Annotated in this window: 16 protein-coding genes and 1 pseudogene; 9 read left to right on the forward strand and 8 right to left on the reverse strand. The window is 68.9% G+C overall.

What is annotated here, in order from left to right; genetic code table 11:
* Window positions 1-62 precede the first annotated feature (62 nt).
* Window positions 63-452 (reverse strand): hypothetical protein, encoded by a 390-nt coding sequence (locus tag FG323_RS17435; RefSeq protein WP_141455977.1) that lies wholly within the window; start codon window positions 450-452, stop codon window positions 63-65.
* A gap of 192 nt (window positions 453-644) precedes the next feature.
* Between FG323_RS17435 and FG323_RS17440 the strand changes: the two genes are divergently transcribed.
* Window positions 645-1559: a Ku protein gene (locus FG323_RS17440; protein ID WP_141455978.1), complete on the forward strand. Its 915-nt coding sequence runs from the start codon at window positions 645-647 to the stop codon at window positions 1557-1559.
* A 41-nt stretch (window positions 1560-1600) separates the two neighbouring features.
* Here FG323_RS17440 and FG323_RS17445 read toward each other — a convergent pair whose 3' ends face one another.
* On the reverse strand, window positions 1601-1801 hold the full coding sequence (locus tag FG323_RS17445; RefSeq protein WP_141455979.1) for a hypothetical protein: 201 nt from the start codon (window positions 1799-1801) through the stop codon (window positions 1601-1603).
* Between the two features lie 347 nt (window positions 1802-2148).
* Here FG323_RS17445 and ligD point away from each other — a divergent pair.
* Window positions 2149-3006, forward strand: a pseudogene (ligD, locus tag FG323_RS17450) (non-homologous end-joining DNA ligase); the annotation flags it as partial.
* 21 nt (window positions 3007-3027) lie between these two features.
* Here ligD and FG323_RS17455 read toward each other — a convergent pair.
* From FG323_RS17455 to FG323_RS17475, 5 genes are all read right to left on the reverse strand, one after another.
* A complete protein-coding gene (locus FG323_RS17455) occupies window positions 3028-4329 on the reverse strand; it encodes an acetamidase/formamidase family protein (RefSeq protein WP_141455980.1) in 1302 nt (433 codons plus the stop codon).
* Between the two features lie 88 nt (window positions 4330-4417).
* Window positions 4418-6028: a serine hydrolase domain-containing protein gene (locus FG323_RS17460; protein ID WP_220094200.1), complete on the reverse strand. Its 1611-nt coding sequence runs from the start codon at window positions 6026-6028 to the stop codon at window positions 4418-4420.
* Window positions 6029-6138: 110 nt separating this feature from the next.
* Window positions 6139-6903 carry a LytTR family DNA-binding domain-containing protein gene (locus FG323_RS17465; RefSeq protein WP_141455981.1) on the reverse strand — a complete coding sequence of 255 codons (765 nt, stop codon included), beginning with the start codon at window positions 6901-6903 and terminating at the stop codon, window positions 6139-6141.
* Window positions 6900-8006: a histidine kinase gene (locus FG323_RS17470; protein ID WP_141455982.1), complete on the reverse strand. Its 1107-nt coding sequence runs from the start codon at window positions 8004-8006 to the stop codon at window positions 6900-6902. Before FG323_RS17470 ends, FG323_RS17465 begins: the two co-directional genes overlap by 4 nt.
* A gap of 55 nt (window positions 8007-8061) precedes the next feature.
* Window positions 8062-8628: a nuclear transport factor 2 family protein gene (locus FG323_RS17475; protein WP_141455983.1), complete on the reverse strand. Its 567-nt coding sequence runs from the start codon at window positions 8626-8628 to the stop codon at window positions 8062-8064.
* Between the two features lie 222 nt (window positions 8629-8850).
* On the opposite strand from FG323_RS17475, the gene FG323_RS17480 reads away from it, so the two are divergent.
* The 5 genes from FG323_RS17480 (at window position 8851) to FG323_RS17500 (ending at window position 14352) form a co-directional block, all read left to right on the forward strand.
* The gene (locus FG323_RS17480) at window positions 8851-9258 is read left to right on the forward strand and encodes an MliC family protein (protein ID WP_141455984.1); all 408 of its coding nucleotides are present in this window, start codon (window positions 8851-8853) and stop codon (window positions 9256-9258) included.
* Between the two features lie 254 nt (window positions 9259-9512).
* A complete protein-coding gene (locus tag FG323_RS17485) occupies window positions 9513-11903 on the forward strand; it encodes an EAL domain-containing protein (RefSeq protein ID WP_141455985.1) in 2391 nt (796 codons plus the stop codon).
* A 39-nt stretch (window positions 11904-11942) separates the two neighbouring features.
* The gene (locus tag FG323_RS17490; RefSeq protein ID WP_141455986.1) at window positions 11943-12662 is read left to right on the forward strand and encodes a pseudouridine synthase; all 720 of its coding nucleotides are present in this window, start codon (window positions 11943-11945) and stop codon (window positions 12660-12662) included.
* 4 nt (window positions 12663-12666) lie between these two features.
* Window positions 12667-13827 (forward strand): AAA family ATPase, encoded by a 1161-nt coding sequence (locus FG323_RS17495; protein WP_141455987.1) that lies wholly within the window; start codon window positions 12667-12669, stop codon window positions 13825-13827.
* A gap of 102 nt (window positions 13828-13929) precedes the next feature.
* The gene (locus tag FG323_RS17500) at window positions 13930-14352 is read left to right on the forward strand and encodes a universal stress protein (protein ID WP_181444277.1); all 423 of its coding nucleotides are present in this window, start codon (window positions 13930-13932) and stop codon (window positions 14350-14352) included.
* A 143-nt stretch (window positions 14353-14495) separates the two neighbouring features.
* On the opposite strand, the gene FG323_RS17505 is transcribed toward FG323_RS17500, so the two are convergent.
* Window positions 14496-15452 (reverse strand): DMT family transporter, encoded by a 957-nt coding sequence (locus tag FG323_RS17505; protein ID WP_141455989.1) that lies wholly within the window; start codon window positions 15450-15452, stop codon window positions 14496-14498.
* A 66-nt stretch (window positions 15453-15518) separates the two neighbouring features.
* On the opposite strand from FG323_RS17505, the gene FG323_RS17510 reads away from it, so the two are divergent.
* Window positions 15519-15860 (forward strand): TfoX/Sxy family protein, encoded by a 342-nt coding sequence (locus tag FG323_RS17510; RefSeq protein WP_141455990.1) that lies wholly within the window; start codon window positions 15519-15521, stop codon window positions 15858-15860.
* Window positions 15861-16097: 237 nt separating this feature from the next.
* On the forward strand, window positions 16098-16736 hold the full coding sequence (locus FG323_RS17515; protein WP_141455991.1) for a Pr6Pr family membrane protein: 639 nt from the start codon (window positions 16098-16100) through the stop codon (window positions 16734-16736).
* The last annotated feature ends 191 nt before the right edge of the window (window positions 16737-16927 follow it).

Raw genomic sequence — 16927 nt, forward strand, 5'->3', positions numbered from 1 at the left:
GCCGGCGCCGCGCCGCGACTGATCGCCGCGGCATCGGCGGGTCTAATCAACCGTAAGGCGGGTCAACCGTAGGGCTGGCGCAGTGGAAGCGGACGCCCGCCCGCCGCGCGGGCCTGTCCGACATCGCCTAGCGGGGCCCCCATGCGCTGCCAGACTTCGCGCAGCAGGTTTTCCATGTGGTGCCAGTCGAGCCGCTCGAAATGATCGAAGCGTTCCTCGTAGCGCTGTTCCAGCGTATGCAGCAAGCCCGCCAGCGGGACCTGGTGGTATTGCAGATAGCAGTCGTACGCGAACATGAGGCTGGGTTCGTAGCGGCTGAACGAGGTCCCCGGCTGATAGAACCCGGATGAAGGAATCCCTTCGCGCCATTCTTCCAGTTCGGCCTTCACGTCCACCACCTCGCACTTGCCGGGGACGGCCTGCCGCGGGGGATACCGATGGATGCTGCCCATGCATGTCCTCCTTTCTGACGAGAGCGCCCATCATGGCCGTCGCGCTCGTCACGAATGTAAACGCCGCATGGAGAAAACATTAAGTCTCGACGGACGTCGCGTTTTTGCACTGCCCCAGCGCGGGCTTGCGTTCACTTGCCCATCATCGCGCAGGCACTAACAAGGAATGGATACCCGCCGCGAGGACGCGTCATGGCACGCCCCATCTGGACAGGCACGCTTTCCTTCGGCCTGTTGAACGTTCCGGTTTCGCTGATGTCCGGCGAGCGCAAGGTCGATCTGCACTTCCGCATGCTGGATTCGCGCGATCGCAAGCCGATCCGGTTCGAGCGGGTCAATGCCGAGACCGGCGAGGAAGTGCCATGGAAGGACATCGTCAAGGCCTACGAGTACGACAAGGGCAACTACGTGGTGGTGGAGGAAGAGGACATCCGCGCCGCCGCGCCGGAGAGCCACGAGACGGTGGAGGTGGAGGCCTTCATCGAGCGCGACGCGATCGATCCGCGCTACTTCGAGAAACCCTATGTGCTGGTGCCCGGCAAGAAGGCCGAGAAGGGCTACGTGCTGCTGCGCTGCACGTTGGAGTCGACCGGCCGGATCGGCGTGGCCCGGGTCGTGATCCGCACCCGCGAATACCTGTCCGCGGTGATGCCGCTGGGCGACGCGCTGGTGCTGATGCTGTTGCGCTATCCGCAGGAACTGGTGGAACCGGACGAATACAAGCTGCCCACCGGCAGCGCCTCGTCCTATCGCATTTCGGCCAAGGAGGAGGAGATGGCCAGGCAACTGGTGGAATCGATGGCCGGCGACTGGTCACCCGACGACTACCACGACGAGTTCCGCGCGCGCCTGCAGGCGATCATCCGCAAGCGGATCAAGTCCAAGGGCGCGACCGCGCGCGTGGAGGAACCGGAACGCGAGGAAGAGGCCGCCACCAACGTGGTCGACTTCATGGCCCTGCTGCAGAAAAGCCTGGCGGACAAGAAACGCACGCCGGCGAAGAAATCGGCGGCGAAGAAGGCCCCCGCGCGCAAGCGCGCACGCAAGACGGCGACCAAGGCCGCCAGCAAGCGCGCGACGAAGAAGACGGCCACGCGCAAGCGTTGATCGCTCCGGATGCGCGGCACGCCCGGGGCGCCGCGCGGCGGTCAGCCGCGTTCGTCTTCCACCGATGCCTGCAACGCGGCGGCAAGGCCGGCATCGCCGGACACCAGTTCGGTCCAGCGCAGTTCGACCCCGCGCCTGCGGCCCTTCTCGGTCAGCTTCAGTCCGACCGGATCGATCACCAGGGTGTAGGTGACATCGTTGAGGAGCAACTCACGGCGCAGGGGTTTGTCCAGTGGAGTCATCTTCATACATCCCGTTGACGGAATCCCGACCATAGTGGACCCCGTGTGATGATCAGGTTCACCGATGAGTCTGGTGGAGTACCCGCGCCAGCGGCACTTCGGGCGTCCGCGTACCGACCCCGGTGCGTACCGGGCATGTCTCGGTCAGACCGCGGTGGCCGTTGTTCAAGCGCGTGGACCCCTGCACGGCACTCGACAAGGCCGTCACCCAAATGCCGCGGCCGGGCAGGATCGCGGCGGATCTGCGCTCATCGGACCGGAGGGCGGACATGGCGGACAAGGCGAACGGCAAGACGGCGGGCAAGCGAAGTACCGGACGCGCCTCGGCCACGGACGAGCGTATCGAACTGACCCATCCTGACCGCGAGGTCTATCCGGACAGTGGCAGGACCAAGCAGGACGTGGCCGACTACTAAGACACGGTGATGGCGTGGCTGCTGCCGGAAATCAGCGGGCGCCCGCTGTCGATCATCCGCTGCCCGCAGGGGTCCACGCGGCCATGCTTTTTCCAGAAGCATCTGGCCGCCGGCATGCACTACGTGGACAGCGTGCCGCTGGTGGAGGAGAGCGGCCAGACAGAGGATTACCTGGTGGTGCGCGACGCGCGGGCGGTGCGCGAACTGGTCCAGTTCAACACGCTGGAGTTCCATCCGTGGGGCGCGCACGCGGACGATCCGGATCGCGCGGACCGGGTGGTGTTCGACCTCGATCCCGGCGCCGGCGTGCCGTGGTCTGAAACCGTGGCCGCCGCGCGACGGCTGCGCGGCCTGCTGGAGGATGCGGGCCTGCAATCGTTCGTGCGCACGTCCGGCGGCAAGGGCCTGCATGTGGTGGTGCCGCTGAAGCCGGCCTGCGACTGGGAACAGGTCAAGCCGTTCGCGCATGCCTTCGCCGAATCGATGGCGAGGATGGAACCGCTGAAGTATGTCGCCACCTCCAGCAAGCGGCTGCGCAAGGGGCGCATCTTCATCGATTACCTGCGCAACGGGCGCGGCGCCACCAGCGTGGCCTCGTTTTCGCTGCGTGCGCGTCCCGGCGCGCCGGTGGCGATGCCGTTGCGCTGGGAGGAACTGGGGCGGGTGAAAGGCGGCAACGCCTTCGATATCGATTCGGTCCCGGCGCGCTTGCGCCGGCTCAAGCAACACCCCTGGGCCGGCATCGAACGGATTCGACAGAACCTGGCGGGGTTGGCGCGCGACGATTGAACGCGGCGACCGCGCCGTCCTTCACTCGCGCTTTGGCGAGGCTCGCAGCGTGGCGAGGCTGGTCTTGTCCAGCATCGCCGCCACGCCCGCGTTGCGGCCGGCCAGGGTGATGATCCGGTATTCGACCGCCGCGCCCAGCAACTGGCTCGCCTCGGACAGGCTGAGCCGGTAGTCCTGCTGCAACCACTGGATCAGGCCCTGGGTGGCGGCGCGCACCGCTTCGTCCAGCGAACCGGCCTGGCCGATCGCCATCAGGCGGGTGGCCGACTCGACCCGTGGCGTGGCCAGCGCCCGCTCCTTGATGACGGCCACGCTGAATTCCACGTCCATCGAGGTTTCCAGTCCGTACTGCGAGATCTCGCCATCGCCCTGCGCGGCGTGCGCATCGCCCAGGTAGAGCAGCGCGCCGGGTTGCGCGACCGGCAGGTAGACGGTCGTGCCCTCGACGATCTGGTTGAAGTCCATGTTGCCGCCAAAGCGGCCGCTGTCGCCGGCCGACATCGGCGGAAAACCGAAGCCCGGCGCCACCGCGATGCCGCCGAGCATCGGCCGCAGGGGAATCGTCAGGCCATCCAGGCCGCTGCCAGGTGGCGGCAGCGCGATGCCGCGCACGCGATCCAGGCGCCAGCGCACCGGCTTGCCGAGCGCGCCGGCCTGCGTCGCCAGCCCCAGGCCCTGCGCGCGTCCGACCAGTGCGTCCAGGCTGTCCGCATGATCGCGATTGGGGCGGAGCCGATGCAGGGTGACGGCGAGGACATCGCCGGGTTCGGCGCCATCGACGTAGAAGGGACCGACCTGCGGATTGCCGAACAGCGCGCGGGTGACGCCGTGCTCATCCACGCCGCCGGAATCCAGGGTGCGCGTGCGCACTGTGTCGCCGGGCCAGATCGTGAGAACGGGCGCGCGGTCCGCGCTGAACAGGTTGGCGTAGTCACGCGGAACGAAGTCGATCAGCCGGGGAGGGCCCGGCGGGCGCGACGGCAGCCGGGTCGCGGTGAAGGCATGTTCGGCCCGGCGTTCGGGTTGGTTGGGATCCGGAAAATCGGCGGTGCCCATCAGTGCGTCGGCGTCACGGGTGCCGTGCAGGTGGTAGTGCCGGTCATTGGCGGTGGCGGTCACCCGCAACTGCGCTCCTTCCGCGCGGCCGGTCAGCGGATCGCCGTCGAGCGTGCCGCTGAGCCGCGCGCCGTCCCGATTCAGTTCCAGCGTCTGGTGGACCGGATTGCCCCACAGATCGATCACCACCCGCCAGCGCTCCGTTTCGGACGCGCTGGCGGAGGTCGCCCACAGGCAGGCGAACAGCAGCAGGATTCGAACGGTCATGCGCGGACTCCAGGGAATTCCCCGAAGGGGATGCCCCGGACGCGCCGAACGTCGCAGGGGTGTGGAGGCGAAGGCGGGCGGGGGGCGCCTATCGAGACGCGCCCGCGACGGGGGGAGCGGGTACGGAACGTTTGTAGTAGACACGCGATTCACCCAGCGACAGGGTCAGCGCGCGGACGTTGCCTTCGGCGTCACGATGGAAGGTGTAGCCGGTGGAGAACACGGTGAGCGCGATGAAGCGGTTGGGCGCCAGCGCGCGCAGCACGCCGGTCTCGTCCGGCAGGACCACGGAGAGCGCCTTGCCGTCGAAGCGGATGTCCAGGGTGGCGGCGCCGTCGTCGAAGGCATCCGCCTGGGCGCCGCGCAGATCTTCCACGGTTCCGGCGTCGCGGACATAGTGGCCCGCATAGTCGCCGAACCGCCCGCTGGCCGCGTCCAGCGGAATCGTGCGCACCAACGGATTGACGCCGCGCCCGATGGCATCCGACAGCGCGTTGCGGATTTCGCCGCGCAACGCCCAGCCGTTTTCACCGTTGGTGAGGATGACGAAGCCGTCGCCGGTTTCCGGATAGCCTTCGATCCAGGCGTGGTAGCTGTCGTTGGAACCCCCGTGATGGAACACCCGTTGTTCGCCTTCGCCCTCCAAGCGTGGCCCGAGGCCGAAATTGCCCGGCGCCACTTCGGTCATCATCTGGATCGCCAGTGCGCGCGGCAGGTAGTCATCGCGGCCCTGATAGCTGCGGATGAGCGCGCCGACGAACGCGCCGAGTTCGTTCGCGCTGGTCCACAGACCCGCAGGAGCCTGCTGTGGAAAGCGCTGCCAGCCGCGCGGCAGGGCGACCGCGTTTCCCTGTGCGTCATGTGCGTAGGCGACATTGGCGCGCGCGGCCTCCGCCGGATCCTGGAAGGTGCTGCGCGCCATGCCGAGCGGGCTGAACACCTCCGCGCGCGCTGCGGCTTCCAGCGGCGCGCCGGTGGCGTCCTCGATCATCAACTGCTCGATCACGGTGCCGCCGCCGGAGTAGTCGACCATCGTGCCGGGCCGGTGTTTCAGCCGGATCGCCGGCGTGCGCGCCGGCGTCTGTCCTTCCAGTGTCTGCAGCAGGGTGGGTGTCGCTTCGCCAGGCAGATAGTCGGGGAACCCGTGTACGTTCAGGCCGGCGGTGTGGGACATCAGCATGCGCAGGTTGACCGTCTCGCGCGGGTGGCCGGGCCGCGCCGGAAGCCGCCACGACGTCAGGGTCCGGTTCACGTCGCCATCCAGATCCAGGCGTCGCTGCGCGACCAGGCGCAGCGAGGTCGCGGCGGTCACCACCTTGCTGATCGAACCGACATTGAACAGCGTGTCGGCGTCGACGGCGCCCGCATGGCCCGCGCGCAGTTGGCCGTAGCCCGCGGCGGCCACCACTCGGCCATCGCGAAGGAGCGCGACCGCCACGCCCGGCACCTGGTGATGGGCCATGCGTTCGCGCAGGGACCAGCGCGGGAGCGGCTCGCCACTGGCCAGCAGGTTGGGGCGCAGGCCGTGCGCGAGCGCCGCCAATGGACTGGATGGTGCATCCGACCCCATCGCCGGCGGGGCCGCGCGGACCGGCGCGGCGAGCAGCGCCAGGATCGCCAGCAAGGGAAGGACGATGGCAGACGCGGAGCGGAAAATCCGCGGGTAGGGACGCGCGAGGGGGAGGATGGTGATACGCATGCGGTCGGGATTCCAATGCGGGGAAACCTGACTGTAGGCGGCGGCGCCCGCATGCGGTGCGCCGCTGCGCCGGACCGTGCCGTGGTTGCGCCGCGTCGTGGGTGACGGACTTAGCGCGCGGGCTGGAGGTGGGCGAGCAGCGCGTCGATATAGGTCCGGCTGGCACGCAGAGGCGTGCCGTCGCGTAGCCGCAGCAGCGCGTCGCGGTTGGGCAGCGCCTGCAACTCGGCCACGCAGTCGATGCGTACGATCGCCGAGCGGTGCACGCGCAGGAACCGCTGCGGATCCAGGCGTCCGGCCAGACGTTGCAGCGACTCGCGCAGCAGATGGCGCTGCCCGCGCACATGCAGCACGGCGTAGTCGCCATCGGCCTGGATCCATTCGACCTGGCCGGCTTCCACGAAGGCCAGCCGGCGGCCGATGCGCACCGAGAATCGGTGTACCGGTCCGATCGCGTCGTCATCGGCCGATCCGCTTCCCGGATCCGGACCCGCCGCATGGCCCGACTGCCGCCACTGGTGGAACTGGCGCGCGCGGGCCAGCGCGTCGGCGAAGCGTTCGTCGTCTATCGGCTTGAGCAGATAATCAATCGCCTTGAGTTCGAACGCGCGCAGCGCGAAGCGGTCATGGGCGGTCAGCAGGATGCCCAGCGGCCGCTGTTCGGCGGGCAGCGCGGCCAGCATCGACAAACCGTCCAGGGTCGGCATCTGCACGTCGACGAAGGCCAGATCCACCGGGTGTTCGCGCAGGCCCTCCAGGGCGACCCGCCCATCGGCGTACTCGCCGGCCAGGACGATGTCGGGATGCGCGGCCAGGCGCGCGATCACGCCGCGCCGGGCGAGCGGCTCATCATCCACCACCGCGACCCGCATCATGCGGCCTCCCGTGTGGAGGCCCGGGGAATGACCGATACCCGGAAAGGCAGATCGAGGCTGACGCGGTAGCCACCGGCGTCCGCGCACGGGCCGGCCTGGAAGTGATGGTCGGCGGGATACAGCCGCGCCAGCCGCTCGGCGACATTGCGCTGGCCGACGGCGCCATCGCGTGCCGACGCTTCAGGAAGAGGCGCCGCGACGTCGTTGTCCAATCGCAGCAGAAGGCGATCGCCACGGCGGGAGAAATGGATGTCGAGCCGGCCGGCGGTCGCCCGCGGCGCGATGCCGTGGCGGATCGCGTTTTCCACCAGTGGCTGCAGCAGCAGGTAGGGCATGGCTGCATGCAGCAACTCCGCTTCGATGCGCCAGACCACCTGCAGGCGCTCGCCCAGCCGCGCCTTCTCGATTTCCAGATAGGCCTCGGTCAGGGCGATTTCCTCGGCCACGCTGACTTCATGCCGGTTGTCGCCGGCCAGTGTCGCGCGCAGGAATTCGGCCAACTGGTTGATCATGCGGCGCGCGTCATGGCCGCGTTCCTCGGTCACCAGGGTGGAAATGGCGTTGAGGGTGTTGAACAGGAAGTGCGGATGCAGCTGGTAGCGCAACGCGCGCAGTTCCGCGTCGCGCGCCAGCAGATGCGCCTGCTCGCGCTGCTGCTTCTCGTGCTTGAGCTCCACGTAGTAGGCGATGACCGCGTGCATCGCGCAGAACGCGATCAGTGCCAGCCAGCAACTCTCCAGTCCATTGAACAGGGCCGTGAAACGGAATTCGTCCGTGCGCGTCCAGCCGGCGGACAACGCCATCAGGTCGCCGAGCAGGTTGTTGAACACCGACATCGCGTAGGTCGCCAGCAGCAGGACGCCGGCGGTCAGGGCGATCGGCAGGCGCCGCCGCCACAGTCCGCGTTGCAGCGCCACCAGCGGAGGCAGCCAGGCCAGGAAAGCCAGCAGGTACAGCGTCCGGTAGGCGGTAGCGTGGCCGTGGCCCAGCGCCGGCAGCGCCATCACCACCAGGCACAGGCCGATCGGCAGGCCGGCCAGCAGCGGCAGCCAGAAAGGCGGTTCGGCGGAAGGGCGGTTGGTCACTGGCTCGGCGACGGCCATGGTGAAAATGTTGCGGAGGCGGGCGGCGCCATCATGCCACCGCCGCGCTCCGGCATCAGCCGGCGTTCGCCGGCTTCGGCGGCAGATTCATCGACCAGATCACCGACACGATGCGCCAGCCCTGTTCGGTGCGCACCAGATGCCACGCCTCCACGCCGCTGTTGGTTTCGCGGCCGCCCTCGTGGAAGGCGTAGTCGAACACCACCGAGGCGACATCGGCATCGCCGTCGATGCGCAGGTTGCGGAACGTCTCCTCGGTCGCCTGGGGTTCGGTGACGATGCCGTCGATGAAGGACACCGGATTGTGGCGCGGGTCTGGCTTGACCTTCTGCGTTTCGGGCCGCTTGCCGCGCAGGCGTTGCAGGCTTTCATCGCCGATCGCGCTTTCCCACGCCACGGTCCCGGGCAGGAACAGGGCGAGGAAACCCGGTTTGTCCTTGGCGATGATGGCGGTGCGGAAGCGTTCGACCACCTGCTCGATCGCGGCCCTGTCGGCGGCGGACATCGGGGTGGACCCGGTCATGGACACCGCCGCCGGGGCAGCCTGGGCATGTGCAGTGGGGGGCATGGCAAGGGCGGCCAGCGACAGCAGGCAGGCGAGGCAGGTGCGTGGGAGGATCATGGGCGGTTCCGGCGCGAGGAAAGGACGTGCCATTACACGGGCAGGCGCCCGGCGACGGCAGGGCCTGGCGGGCGGTATGCGGTCAACGGGTAGGCGCTTGCGCCGAACCGTGGACGGGCACATCCGCGCTCCGGCCATCGCATCCCCCTCACGCCCGCCTTCACTTCACGCGAACGCCGTCCGCATACCCTCCTGCGTCGGGCATCCCTCCAGGAGGTCGCGATGCATACGGGCACCTTTCCACCGGTCCTGCTCGCCGCCGCCCTGGCGCTCACCGGTTGCGGGCAGGACCGGGAGGCGCGGCAGGCGGTGCATGCGGAAGCGCCGGCAACACCCGTGCCGCCGGTGACGACGCGGGCGCAGCCGCCGGCCGACGCGGACGCCACCACCACCTACCTGTACCAATGCGGGGACTGGCAGGTCACCGCCAACTTCGACGGCGAGGAGAGGGTCGACATTTCGTTCAACGGCCGCGTGCTGGAATTGCCGCGCCGGCCGTCGGGAGCGGGCGCGCGCTACGCCGACGGGGCCGGCAACCTGTTCTGGGTGGTCAGCGAAGGCGAGGCGCTGCTGAGCCTGCAGGGGCAGGCGGACCGTCGCTGCACCCGTCCGCCGCCGGCGTTCCGATGAGCGGTCTGCACGGCGGGGGGCGCGATCCTCCCCGGCGATGGCGACACGGTTAAAGTCCTGGCTCCGGACGCCGATGTCTTGGCGACCGTACCGCCGTCGCCAGGGGACGGCGCCGGCGGATCCCGAGTCCGCGGCGCAGGCGAGGCGGCATGGCCGGGGGCGAGCTTGCGTGCCGTGATCGTGGCACGTAAGGTCGGGACGGGCATCGTAGGGGAAGCGATGTGGTGAAGGGGCGTTCGCGCGCGAATCACGAGATGGTCAGGGACGACGGTGGCAAGGGCCTGCCCGCGCGGGTGGGCGCGATCATCCTGTTCGCCGCGCTGGGCGCGCTGCTGACCGCGATGGTGCTCGAGGTCCAGGCCGGGGCCACCGCTTATATCGTCGGCGAAAGCCACTGGTCCAAGGCCCAGCAGACCGCGGTGTCCGCGTTGTACCGCTACGCGGCGCACGGCGAACCGTCGGATCTGGCCCGGGTCCGCCAGGCCCTGCGGGTGCCACTGGGCGATCGCGCCGGCCGCGAGGCGCTGGATCGGCGGCCGATCGATATTCCCGCCGCGCGGCGCGGATTCCTCGAAGGCGGCAACGCGCCGGCCGACATCGATCGCCTGATCCGGATGTACCGGCTGTTCGCGCGCGCGCCTTACTTCCGCGAATCGGTGCGCCTGTGGAAGCAGGCGGAAGTGGACATCCTGCACCTGCAGGCATTGGCCGACGACATCGAGCGCCGCCGCCGTGCCGGCCGCATCGACGACGCCGAAATCCGCCGCCACCAGCACACGCTGCTGGCGATGGACGCGCGCCTGCGCGTGGCCGAGATCGCGTTCTCGCAGTCGCTGGTGGATGGCGCGCGCTTCCTGCGGGGCGCGCTGACCGCGCTGGCGGTGCTCGCCTTCTTCGCACTGGCGGCATATGCGCTGGCGGTCATGCGCCACACCCTGCGCCGGATCCGCCGCACGGAAACCGAGTTTCGCGCCGCTTTCCACCAGGCCGCGGTCGGCATGCTCAAGCTGGATCGCGAGGGCCGCATCACCCAGGCCAACGAAGCGTTGGCGCAGATCCTGGCGCGGCCGGTGGAGGAACTGCGACGCGGACACCTGCAGGATCTGCTGCACGCCGAGGATCTGCACGTCGATGCCGGCGGCCGTCCCGACTGGACGCGGATGATCGAACCGGGTGAACGCCGCTTGCGCCGCAGCGATGGCAGCAGCCGCTGGGTGCGCTGGAGCGCCTCGATGATCACAGGCGGCGACCGCGAGGGCGAACGCATCTTCGCGGTGGTGGAGGACGTATCCGAAGCGCGCGAATTGGCCAGCGAGATCGCCCACCAGGCCAGCCACGATGATCTCACCGGCCTGATCAACCGGCGTGAAATCGAGCGCCGGCTGGGCCAGATCACCCTGGCGGTGCAGCGCCAGCAGGCCCGGCATGCGCTGTGCTTCGTCGATCTGGATCAACTCAAACTGGTCAACGACACCTGTGGACATGCCGCCGGAGACCGCTTCCTGCGCCAGTTCGCGCACGCGCTGGCCTCGCAGTTGCGTGGCGAGGACTGGGTGGGACGCCTGGGCGGCGACGAGTTCGCGATCTTCCTGGCGCACGCGACCCTGGAGGATGCCGAGCGGGTCGCGCAGCGCATCCACGCGCGCCTGGCGCAGTCGGCCTTCCACTGGAACGATCGCAAGTTCGGCCTGGGCTGCAGCATCGGCGTGGTCGAGATCAATCCGGAAACCAGCGACGCCGACTGGCTGCTGCGGGCCGCCGACACCGCCTGCTACCTGGCCAAGGAGGAAGGCCGCAACCGCATCCGCTGCTACCGCGAGACCGACGAGGCGTTCGCGCGCAGGCAGACCGAACTGGACTGGGTGGCGCACGTCCAGCTGGCCATCGCCGAGGATCGCCTGCTGCTGTACGCCCAGCGGATCAAGCCGCTGCGCGGCGAGGAACGGCTGCAGTACGAAGTGCTGGTGCGGATGATCGATCACGAGGGCCGCATCCACGGGCCGGGCTATTTCCTGCCGCCGCTGGAGCGCTACGGCCAGGCGATGATGCTGGATCGCCACGTGCTGGCGTCCACCCTGGAACTGATCAGCCGCGACACCCGCCACCTGCTCAGCCTGGATCTGTGCCACGTCAACGTGTCGGCGCAGTCCATCGCCGATCCGCTGTTCCGCCAGTTCGCAGGCGAGCAGCTGGATCGCCATCCCGGCGTGGCCAACAAGCTGTGCTTCGAGATCACCGAGACCGCGGTGATCGGCAACCTCACCGATGCCTGCCTGTTCATCGAGGCCATGCGCGCGCGTGGCTGCCGCATCGCCCTGGACGACTTCGGCAGCGGCCTGTCCTCGTTCGCCTATCTCAAGAGCCTGGACGTGGACATCCTGAAGATCGACGGCGCCTTCATCCGCGACCTGGGCCGGGACAACGTCGATCTCGCCCTGGTCCGCTCGATGGCGCAGGTCGGCCGGGCGCTGGGCAAGCGCACCATCGCCGAATGGGTGGAGAACGAGGCGGCAATGGTGCGGCTGGCGGAAGTGGGCATCGACTACGCCCAGGGCTACGCCATCCACGCGCCGATGCCGCTGGCGGGCCTGATCCGCGAGTGGAAGGCGACCCGGCCGGATCCGATCGGGGCGATGTCCGGCTGAACCGCTGTGGCCGGGCCGGGAATCGTCGATAATTCGCGCATGACCACCCGCCTCAACAAGCACATCGCCGAAACCGGCTTCTGTTCCCGCCGCGAGGCCGACCGGCTGATCGCCGAGCGCCGCGTCACCGTCAACGGCCAGCCCGCGGGTGTCGGCGCGGTGGTCGGCGAGGGCGATGAGGTCCGGGTGGACGGCCAGCCGCTGAAGGCGCGCACGGTGAAGGCCGGAAAGCGCAGGCATGTCTACATCGCGCTCAACAAGCCGGTCGGCGTCACCTGCACCACCGAGAGCTCGGTGAAGGGGAATATCGTCGACTTCGTCGGCCACGAACAGCGCATCTTCCCGATCGGTCGCCTGGACAAGGATTCCGAAGGGTTGATCCTGATGACCAGCAACGGCGACATCGTCAACCAGATCTTGCGCGCGGAGAACCGCCACGAGAAGGAATACCTGGTGGCGGTGAACAAGCCGGTCACCGACGAGTTCCTGCGCGGGATGGCGCGCGGCGTGCGCATCCACGGGCAGATGACCCTGCCGTGCCGGACCAGCCGGATCGCCAAGTTCGGGTTCCGCATCATCCTCACCCAGGGCCTGAACCGGCAGATCCGGCTGATGTCGGCCGAGTTCGGCTACCGGGTCACCCAGTTGCGCCGCGTGCGCATCGACAACCTCAAGCTGGGCGCGCTCAAGCCCGGCCAGTGGCGCAACCTGACCGACGCCGAATTGCGCGGCCTGCTGCCGCAGCACCAGGACTGGTAGCGCCGTGCTGCGCACGCTGGCCATCGGCAACTACCGTTCGCTGCGCGAACTGGAGATGCCGCTGGCGCGGCTCAACTTGATCACCGGCGCCAACGGCAGCGGCAAGTCCAATCTCTATCGCGCGCTGCGCCTGCTGGCCGAGACCGCGCAGGGCGGGGTGGTGCGCGCGCTGGCGCGGGAAGGCGGCCTGCCTTCGGTGCTGTGGGCGGGGCCGGAACAGTTCAGTGCCGGCATGCGACGCGGCGAGGTGCCGGTGCAGGGCGGCCCCCGGCAGGCGCCGGTGGCGCTGCGGCTGGGATTCGCCGGCGAGGACTTCGGCTATGCCATCGATCTGGGCCTGCCGGTTCCGTCGATGTCGGCGTTCGCGCTGGATCCGGAAATCAAGCGCGAGGTGATCTGGAGCGGGCCGTTCCTGCGCGAGGCCAACGCGCTGGTGGATCGGCGCGGGCCGATGGCGCGGATCCGCGAAGGGCGCGCATGGCGGATCGTGGCCGAACACCTGACCCCGTTCGAAAGCCTGTTCACCCAGATCGCCGATCCGGTCAGCGCGCCGGAAGTGCTGGACCTGCGCGAGCGGATTCGCGGCTGGCGCTTCTACGATCATTTCCGCACCGACGCCGAAGCGCCGGCGCGGCTGCCACAACTGGGCACCCGCACGCCGGTGCTGAGCCACGACGGCCACGATCTGGCGGCGGCCTGGCAGACCATCCGCGAGATCGGCGATCGCGCGGCGCTGGATGCGGCGGTCGAGGATGCCTTTCCCGGCGCGCAGGTGGAGGTGGACGTCCGCGACGGACGGTTCCAGCTGGTGTTCGCGCAGCACGGCCTGCTGCGGCCGCTGTCGGCGGCCGAACTGTCCGACGGCACCCTGCGCTACCTGCTGTGGATCGCGGCCCTGCACACGCCGCGCCCGCCGCCGCTGATGGTGCTCAACGAGCCGGAGACCAGCCTGCATCCGGACCTGCTGCCGGCGCTGGCGCGGCTGATCGCGCAGGCGGCGCAACGTGGTCAGGTGTGGGTGGTGTCGCACGCCTCGCGGCTGATCGCCGCGCTGGAGGAACACGAGGACTGCCATACGGTCCAGCTTGAAAAGGCGCTGGGCCAGACCGGTGTGGCCGGACAGGGCCTGTTGGACCGGCCGGCCTGGCACTGGCCCGAGCGCTGAATACATGCGGCGCCGCTTGATCGCGATCAAGGTCGCGCCGGCGCGGACCCGATAGCTTGGATGGGCCGGGATCCCACCGGCATCTTTCCAAGGAGCCGCGCGATGAAGATTCTGTTGGCCGTCGATGAAAGCGAGACCGCGCTGCAGGTCGTCAAGCATGCCGCGCAGTTGGCCAAGCAATTGTCGGCGCCGCCGTCGATCGCCCTGGTCTATGTCAACCTGCCGCTGCCCAAGGCGGTGGCCAAGGAACTGGGCGTGGATGGTTCGGAAGCCTATTACGCCGACACCGCCGCGGCGGTGCTGCGCAAGGTGCGCGCGGCGATGAAGCGCAATCGCCTGCCGTTCACCGAACACCGCGCGGTGGGGCCGGTGGCCGAGACCCTGGTGCGGCTGGCCAAAGCCGATCGCGCCGATCTGATCCTGATGGGCAGCCACGGCCGCGGCACCCTGAAGAATCTGTTGCTGGGTTCCGTCGCCAGCAAGGTCATCGCTACCGCCACGGTACCGGTGATGGTGGTGCGCTGAGGGTTCGTTCGGCCTGCGCCTTGCTGTTGTGTCTGAATGATCCTTCTGGGTGAGTGACCCGAAAAAGCAAATCCCCGGTCACCTGCTTCGCAGGTGACCGCCCCCTTTGAAAAAGAGGGGCTATCGAATGCAAAGGCGGTTACTCAATCCACCAGGTTCTTGGCCTCGGAGGTCCCCAGCACTTCCGGGTGATGCACCGCGCCGGTGGCCTTGCGCCGTTCCAGCAGCGGATGCAGGAACACGGCGGCGAGGATGATCGCCACGCCCAGATAGAACAGTGGGGTCAGCTCGCGCTGTTCGCCCAGCAGCAGGATGGCCAGCAGGATGGCGTAGATCGGTTCGAGGTTGGTCACCAGTTGCACGCCGTAGGCGGTCAGGTGGCGCAGCGCCACCAGCGACAGCGCGAACGGCAACAGCGTGCACAGCAGCGACAGGGCGATCAGATAGGCACCGTCGCGCAGGCCGGGCACCACCAGCAGATCACCGGCGAAGGCGGGGAACAGCAGCGGCATCAGCGGTGCCAGCGCGGTCAGCAGCAAGGTGCCCGCACCGAGTTCCAGCGCGGTCACGGTGAGCGGATCCGCATGTTCCACCAGGCGCTTGTTGAGCGAGCCGAACAGGGCCACGAACACCGCCGACACCGCACCCACCGCCACGCCCAGGCGCATGCCGTCCGGCACGCCGCCGACCACCAGCGCCACCCCGGGCAGCACGGCCACGCCGAAGGCGAGTTCGCGCGCGGAGAACGGACGCCGCGCCAGCCACGGTTCCAGCACCGAGGTGAACGCCGGCGCCAGCGCGATGCAGGTCGCCGCCACCGAGGCATTGGCCAGCTTGATCGCGCCGTAGAAGGTCAACCAGTGCAGCGCCACCAGCGCACCGATGCCGGCATAGGCCAGCATCAGCCGCGGGGACATCGCGCGCAGTCCGCGCCAGACCCGTGGCAGCAGCGCCAGCGCGAGCACCACCAGCAACATGCGCCACCACACCAGCGGCAGCGCCGGCAGGGTGATGAGCTTGCCGAGAATGGCGGTGAAGCCCCACAGCAGCACGCAGAAGTGGATTTGCAGTTGCGCTCTGGCGTGCGGGGTCATCGGCATGCGCGTATTGTGGCCGAAGCGGCACGCACTGGCGACGCCGCCGCGCCCGCACCCGCACGAGGCACCATGCACGCGCATCACGAATTCGCCGAACACCTGCGCGAACTGCTGGCCGGCGTGGGCACGGTGCGGCTGCGGCCGATGTTCGGCGGCCTTGGCGTCTACCTGGACGACTGCATGTTCGGCCTGGTCATGGACGAAACCCTGTATCTGAAGACCGATCCGGCCAGCGTCGACGCGTTCCGCGACGCCGGCGGCGAACCTTTCGTCTACCGGCCGGTGCGGGACGGCCATGTGCCCGGCTACTGGACGCCCCCGGCCGAGGCACTGGAGTCGGCGGCGGCGATGCGGCCGTGGGCGCAGCGGGCGCTGGAAGCCGCGCGGCGACGGCCCGCCCGAAGGCGCTGATCCCGCCAGCCGGCGGACCGCCGACATCCCGCCCGCCCCTCCCCCGCAAGCGGGGAGGGCTGGGCGGGGGCAACCGAAGCCGATACCCCCTGACAACCGGACAACAATCCGAAGCCCGCATCCTTCATCCAAAAGACGGACAGGCCCGCGCTCCCAACCCGCAAACGCACGCCAAGCCGCACAGTTCCGCCCGGTTTCATGACAGGCTGTCGCCCGTCTCCCGATACCACTTCGCCGATGGAACCTGGCCCAACCCCGAAAGGACGCGCGTTCGCCGCCATCGTCGCGGCGGTCTCGGCGGCATCCGTGGTGCTGCAGTACCTGCTGCTGCTCGAGTTGACCCGCGACAATGTCGGGGTGGCGCTGGGCACGCTGCGCTTCCTCAGCTACTTCACCATCCTCAGCAACCTGGGCGTGGTCGTGGTGTGCGTGACCGCGCTGCGCGGCGCCGACGGATTCTTTTCGCGGCCGCGCGTGCGTGGCGCCATCGCGCTGTACATCGGCGTGACCGGGCTGATCTACCTGTTGATCCTGCGCCACCTGTGGCAGCCGCAGGGACTGCAATGGTGGGCCGACACCGGACTGCATTACGCCACCCCGCTGCTGTACGTGGCCTGGTGGCTGCTGGCCGCGCCGCATGGCCGCCTGAACCTGCGCGACGCGGTGGCCTGGCTGCTGTTCCCGCTGTTGTACCTGGCCTGGGTGCTGCTGCGTGGCGCCTGGCTGGGCGAATACCCTTATCCCTTCGTCAACGCGGGCGAACTGGGCTACGCCCGCACTGCGATCAACGCGACCGGCATCCTGGCCGTCTTCCTGCTGCTGGGCGGCATCCTGCTGGCCCTGGATCGCCTGCTGTCGCGGCGCCCGGATACCTGATATCCCTTGTGGGAGCGACGTCAGTCGCGACCGCCTCATTCCAGGTAGCGACGGGACAACACGCGAAAGGCAAAAGCTCGCGACTCACGTCGCTCCCACAGGAGAGGAATTCGCCCGTCCCCGCCCTTGTGGGAGCGACGTCAGTCGCGATGCTCCTGGCTTTCGAGTTGACCCTTCGAAAGGGTCGCGAC

Source organism: Pseudoxanthomonas sp. z9 (assembly GCF_006542425.1).
GTDB lineage: Bacteria > Pseudomonadota > Gammaproteobacteria > Xanthomonadales > Xanthomonadaceae > Pseudoxanthomonas_A.

Excerpts from the sequence above, each read along its gene's own strand:
- FG323_RS17460 (WP_220094200.1), bottom strand. The coding sequence starts at position 6,028 with ATGCGTATCACCATCCTCCCCCTCGCGCGTCCCTACCCGCGGATTTTC.
- FG323_RS17470 (WP_141455982.1), bottom strand. The coding sequence starts at position 8,006 with ATGGCCGTCGCCGAGCCAGTGACCAACCGCCCTTCCGCCGAACCGCCT.
- FG323_RS17435 (WP_141455977.1), bottom strand. The coding sequence starts at position 452 with ATGGGCAGCATCCATCGGTATCCCCCGCGGCAGGCCGTCCCCGGCAAG.
- FG323_RS17490 (WP_141455986.1), top strand. The coding sequence starts at position 11,943 with ATGACCACCCGCCTCAACAAGCACATCGCCGAAACCGGCTTCTGTTCC.
- FG323_RS17455 (WP_141455980.1), bottom strand. The coding sequence starts at position 4,329 with ATGACCGTTCGAATCCTGCTGCTGTTCGCCTGCCTGTGGGCGACCTCC.
- FG323_RS17480 (WP_141455984.1), top strand. The coding sequence starts at position 8,851 with ATGCATACGGGCACCTTTCCACCGGTCCTGCTCGCCGCCGCCCTGGCG.
- FG323_RS17510 (WP_141455990.1), top strand. The coding sequence starts at position 15,519 with ATGCACGCGCATCACGAATTCGCCGAACACCTGCGCGAACTGCTGGCC.
- FG323_RS17505 (WP_141455989.1), bottom strand. The coding sequence starts at position 15,452 with ATGCCGATGACCCCGCACGCCAGAGCGCAACTGCAAATCCACTTCTGC.
- FG323_RS17465 (WP_141455981.1), bottom strand. The coding sequence starts at position 6,903 with ATGATGCGGGTCGCGGTGGTGGATGATGAGCCGCTCGCCCGGCGCGGC.
- FG323_RS17475 (WP_141455983.1), bottom strand. The coding sequence starts at position 8,628 with ATGATCCTCCCACGCACCTGCCTCGCCTGCCTGCTGTCGCTGGCCGCC.
- FG323_RS17445 (WP_141455979.1), bottom strand. The coding sequence starts at position 1,801 with ATGACTCCACTGGACAAACCCCTGCGCCGTGAGTTGCTCCTCAACGAT.
- FG323_RS17440 (WP_141455978.1), top strand. The coding sequence starts at position 645 with ATGGCACGCCCCATCTGGACAGGCACGCTTTCCTTCGGCCTGTTGAAC.
- FG323_RS17500 (WP_181444277.1), top strand. The coding sequence starts at position 13,930 with ATGAAGATTCTGTTGGCCGTCGATGAAAGCGAGACCGCGCTGCAGGTC.
- FG323_RS17515 (WP_141455991.1), top strand. The coding sequence starts at position 16,098 with ATGGAACCTGGCCCAACCCCGAAAGGACGCGCGTTCGCCGCCATCGTC.
- FG323_RS17485 (WP_141455985.1), top strand. The coding sequence starts at position 9,513 with ATGGTCAGGGACGACGGTGGCAAGGGCCTGCCCGCGCGGGTGGGCGCG.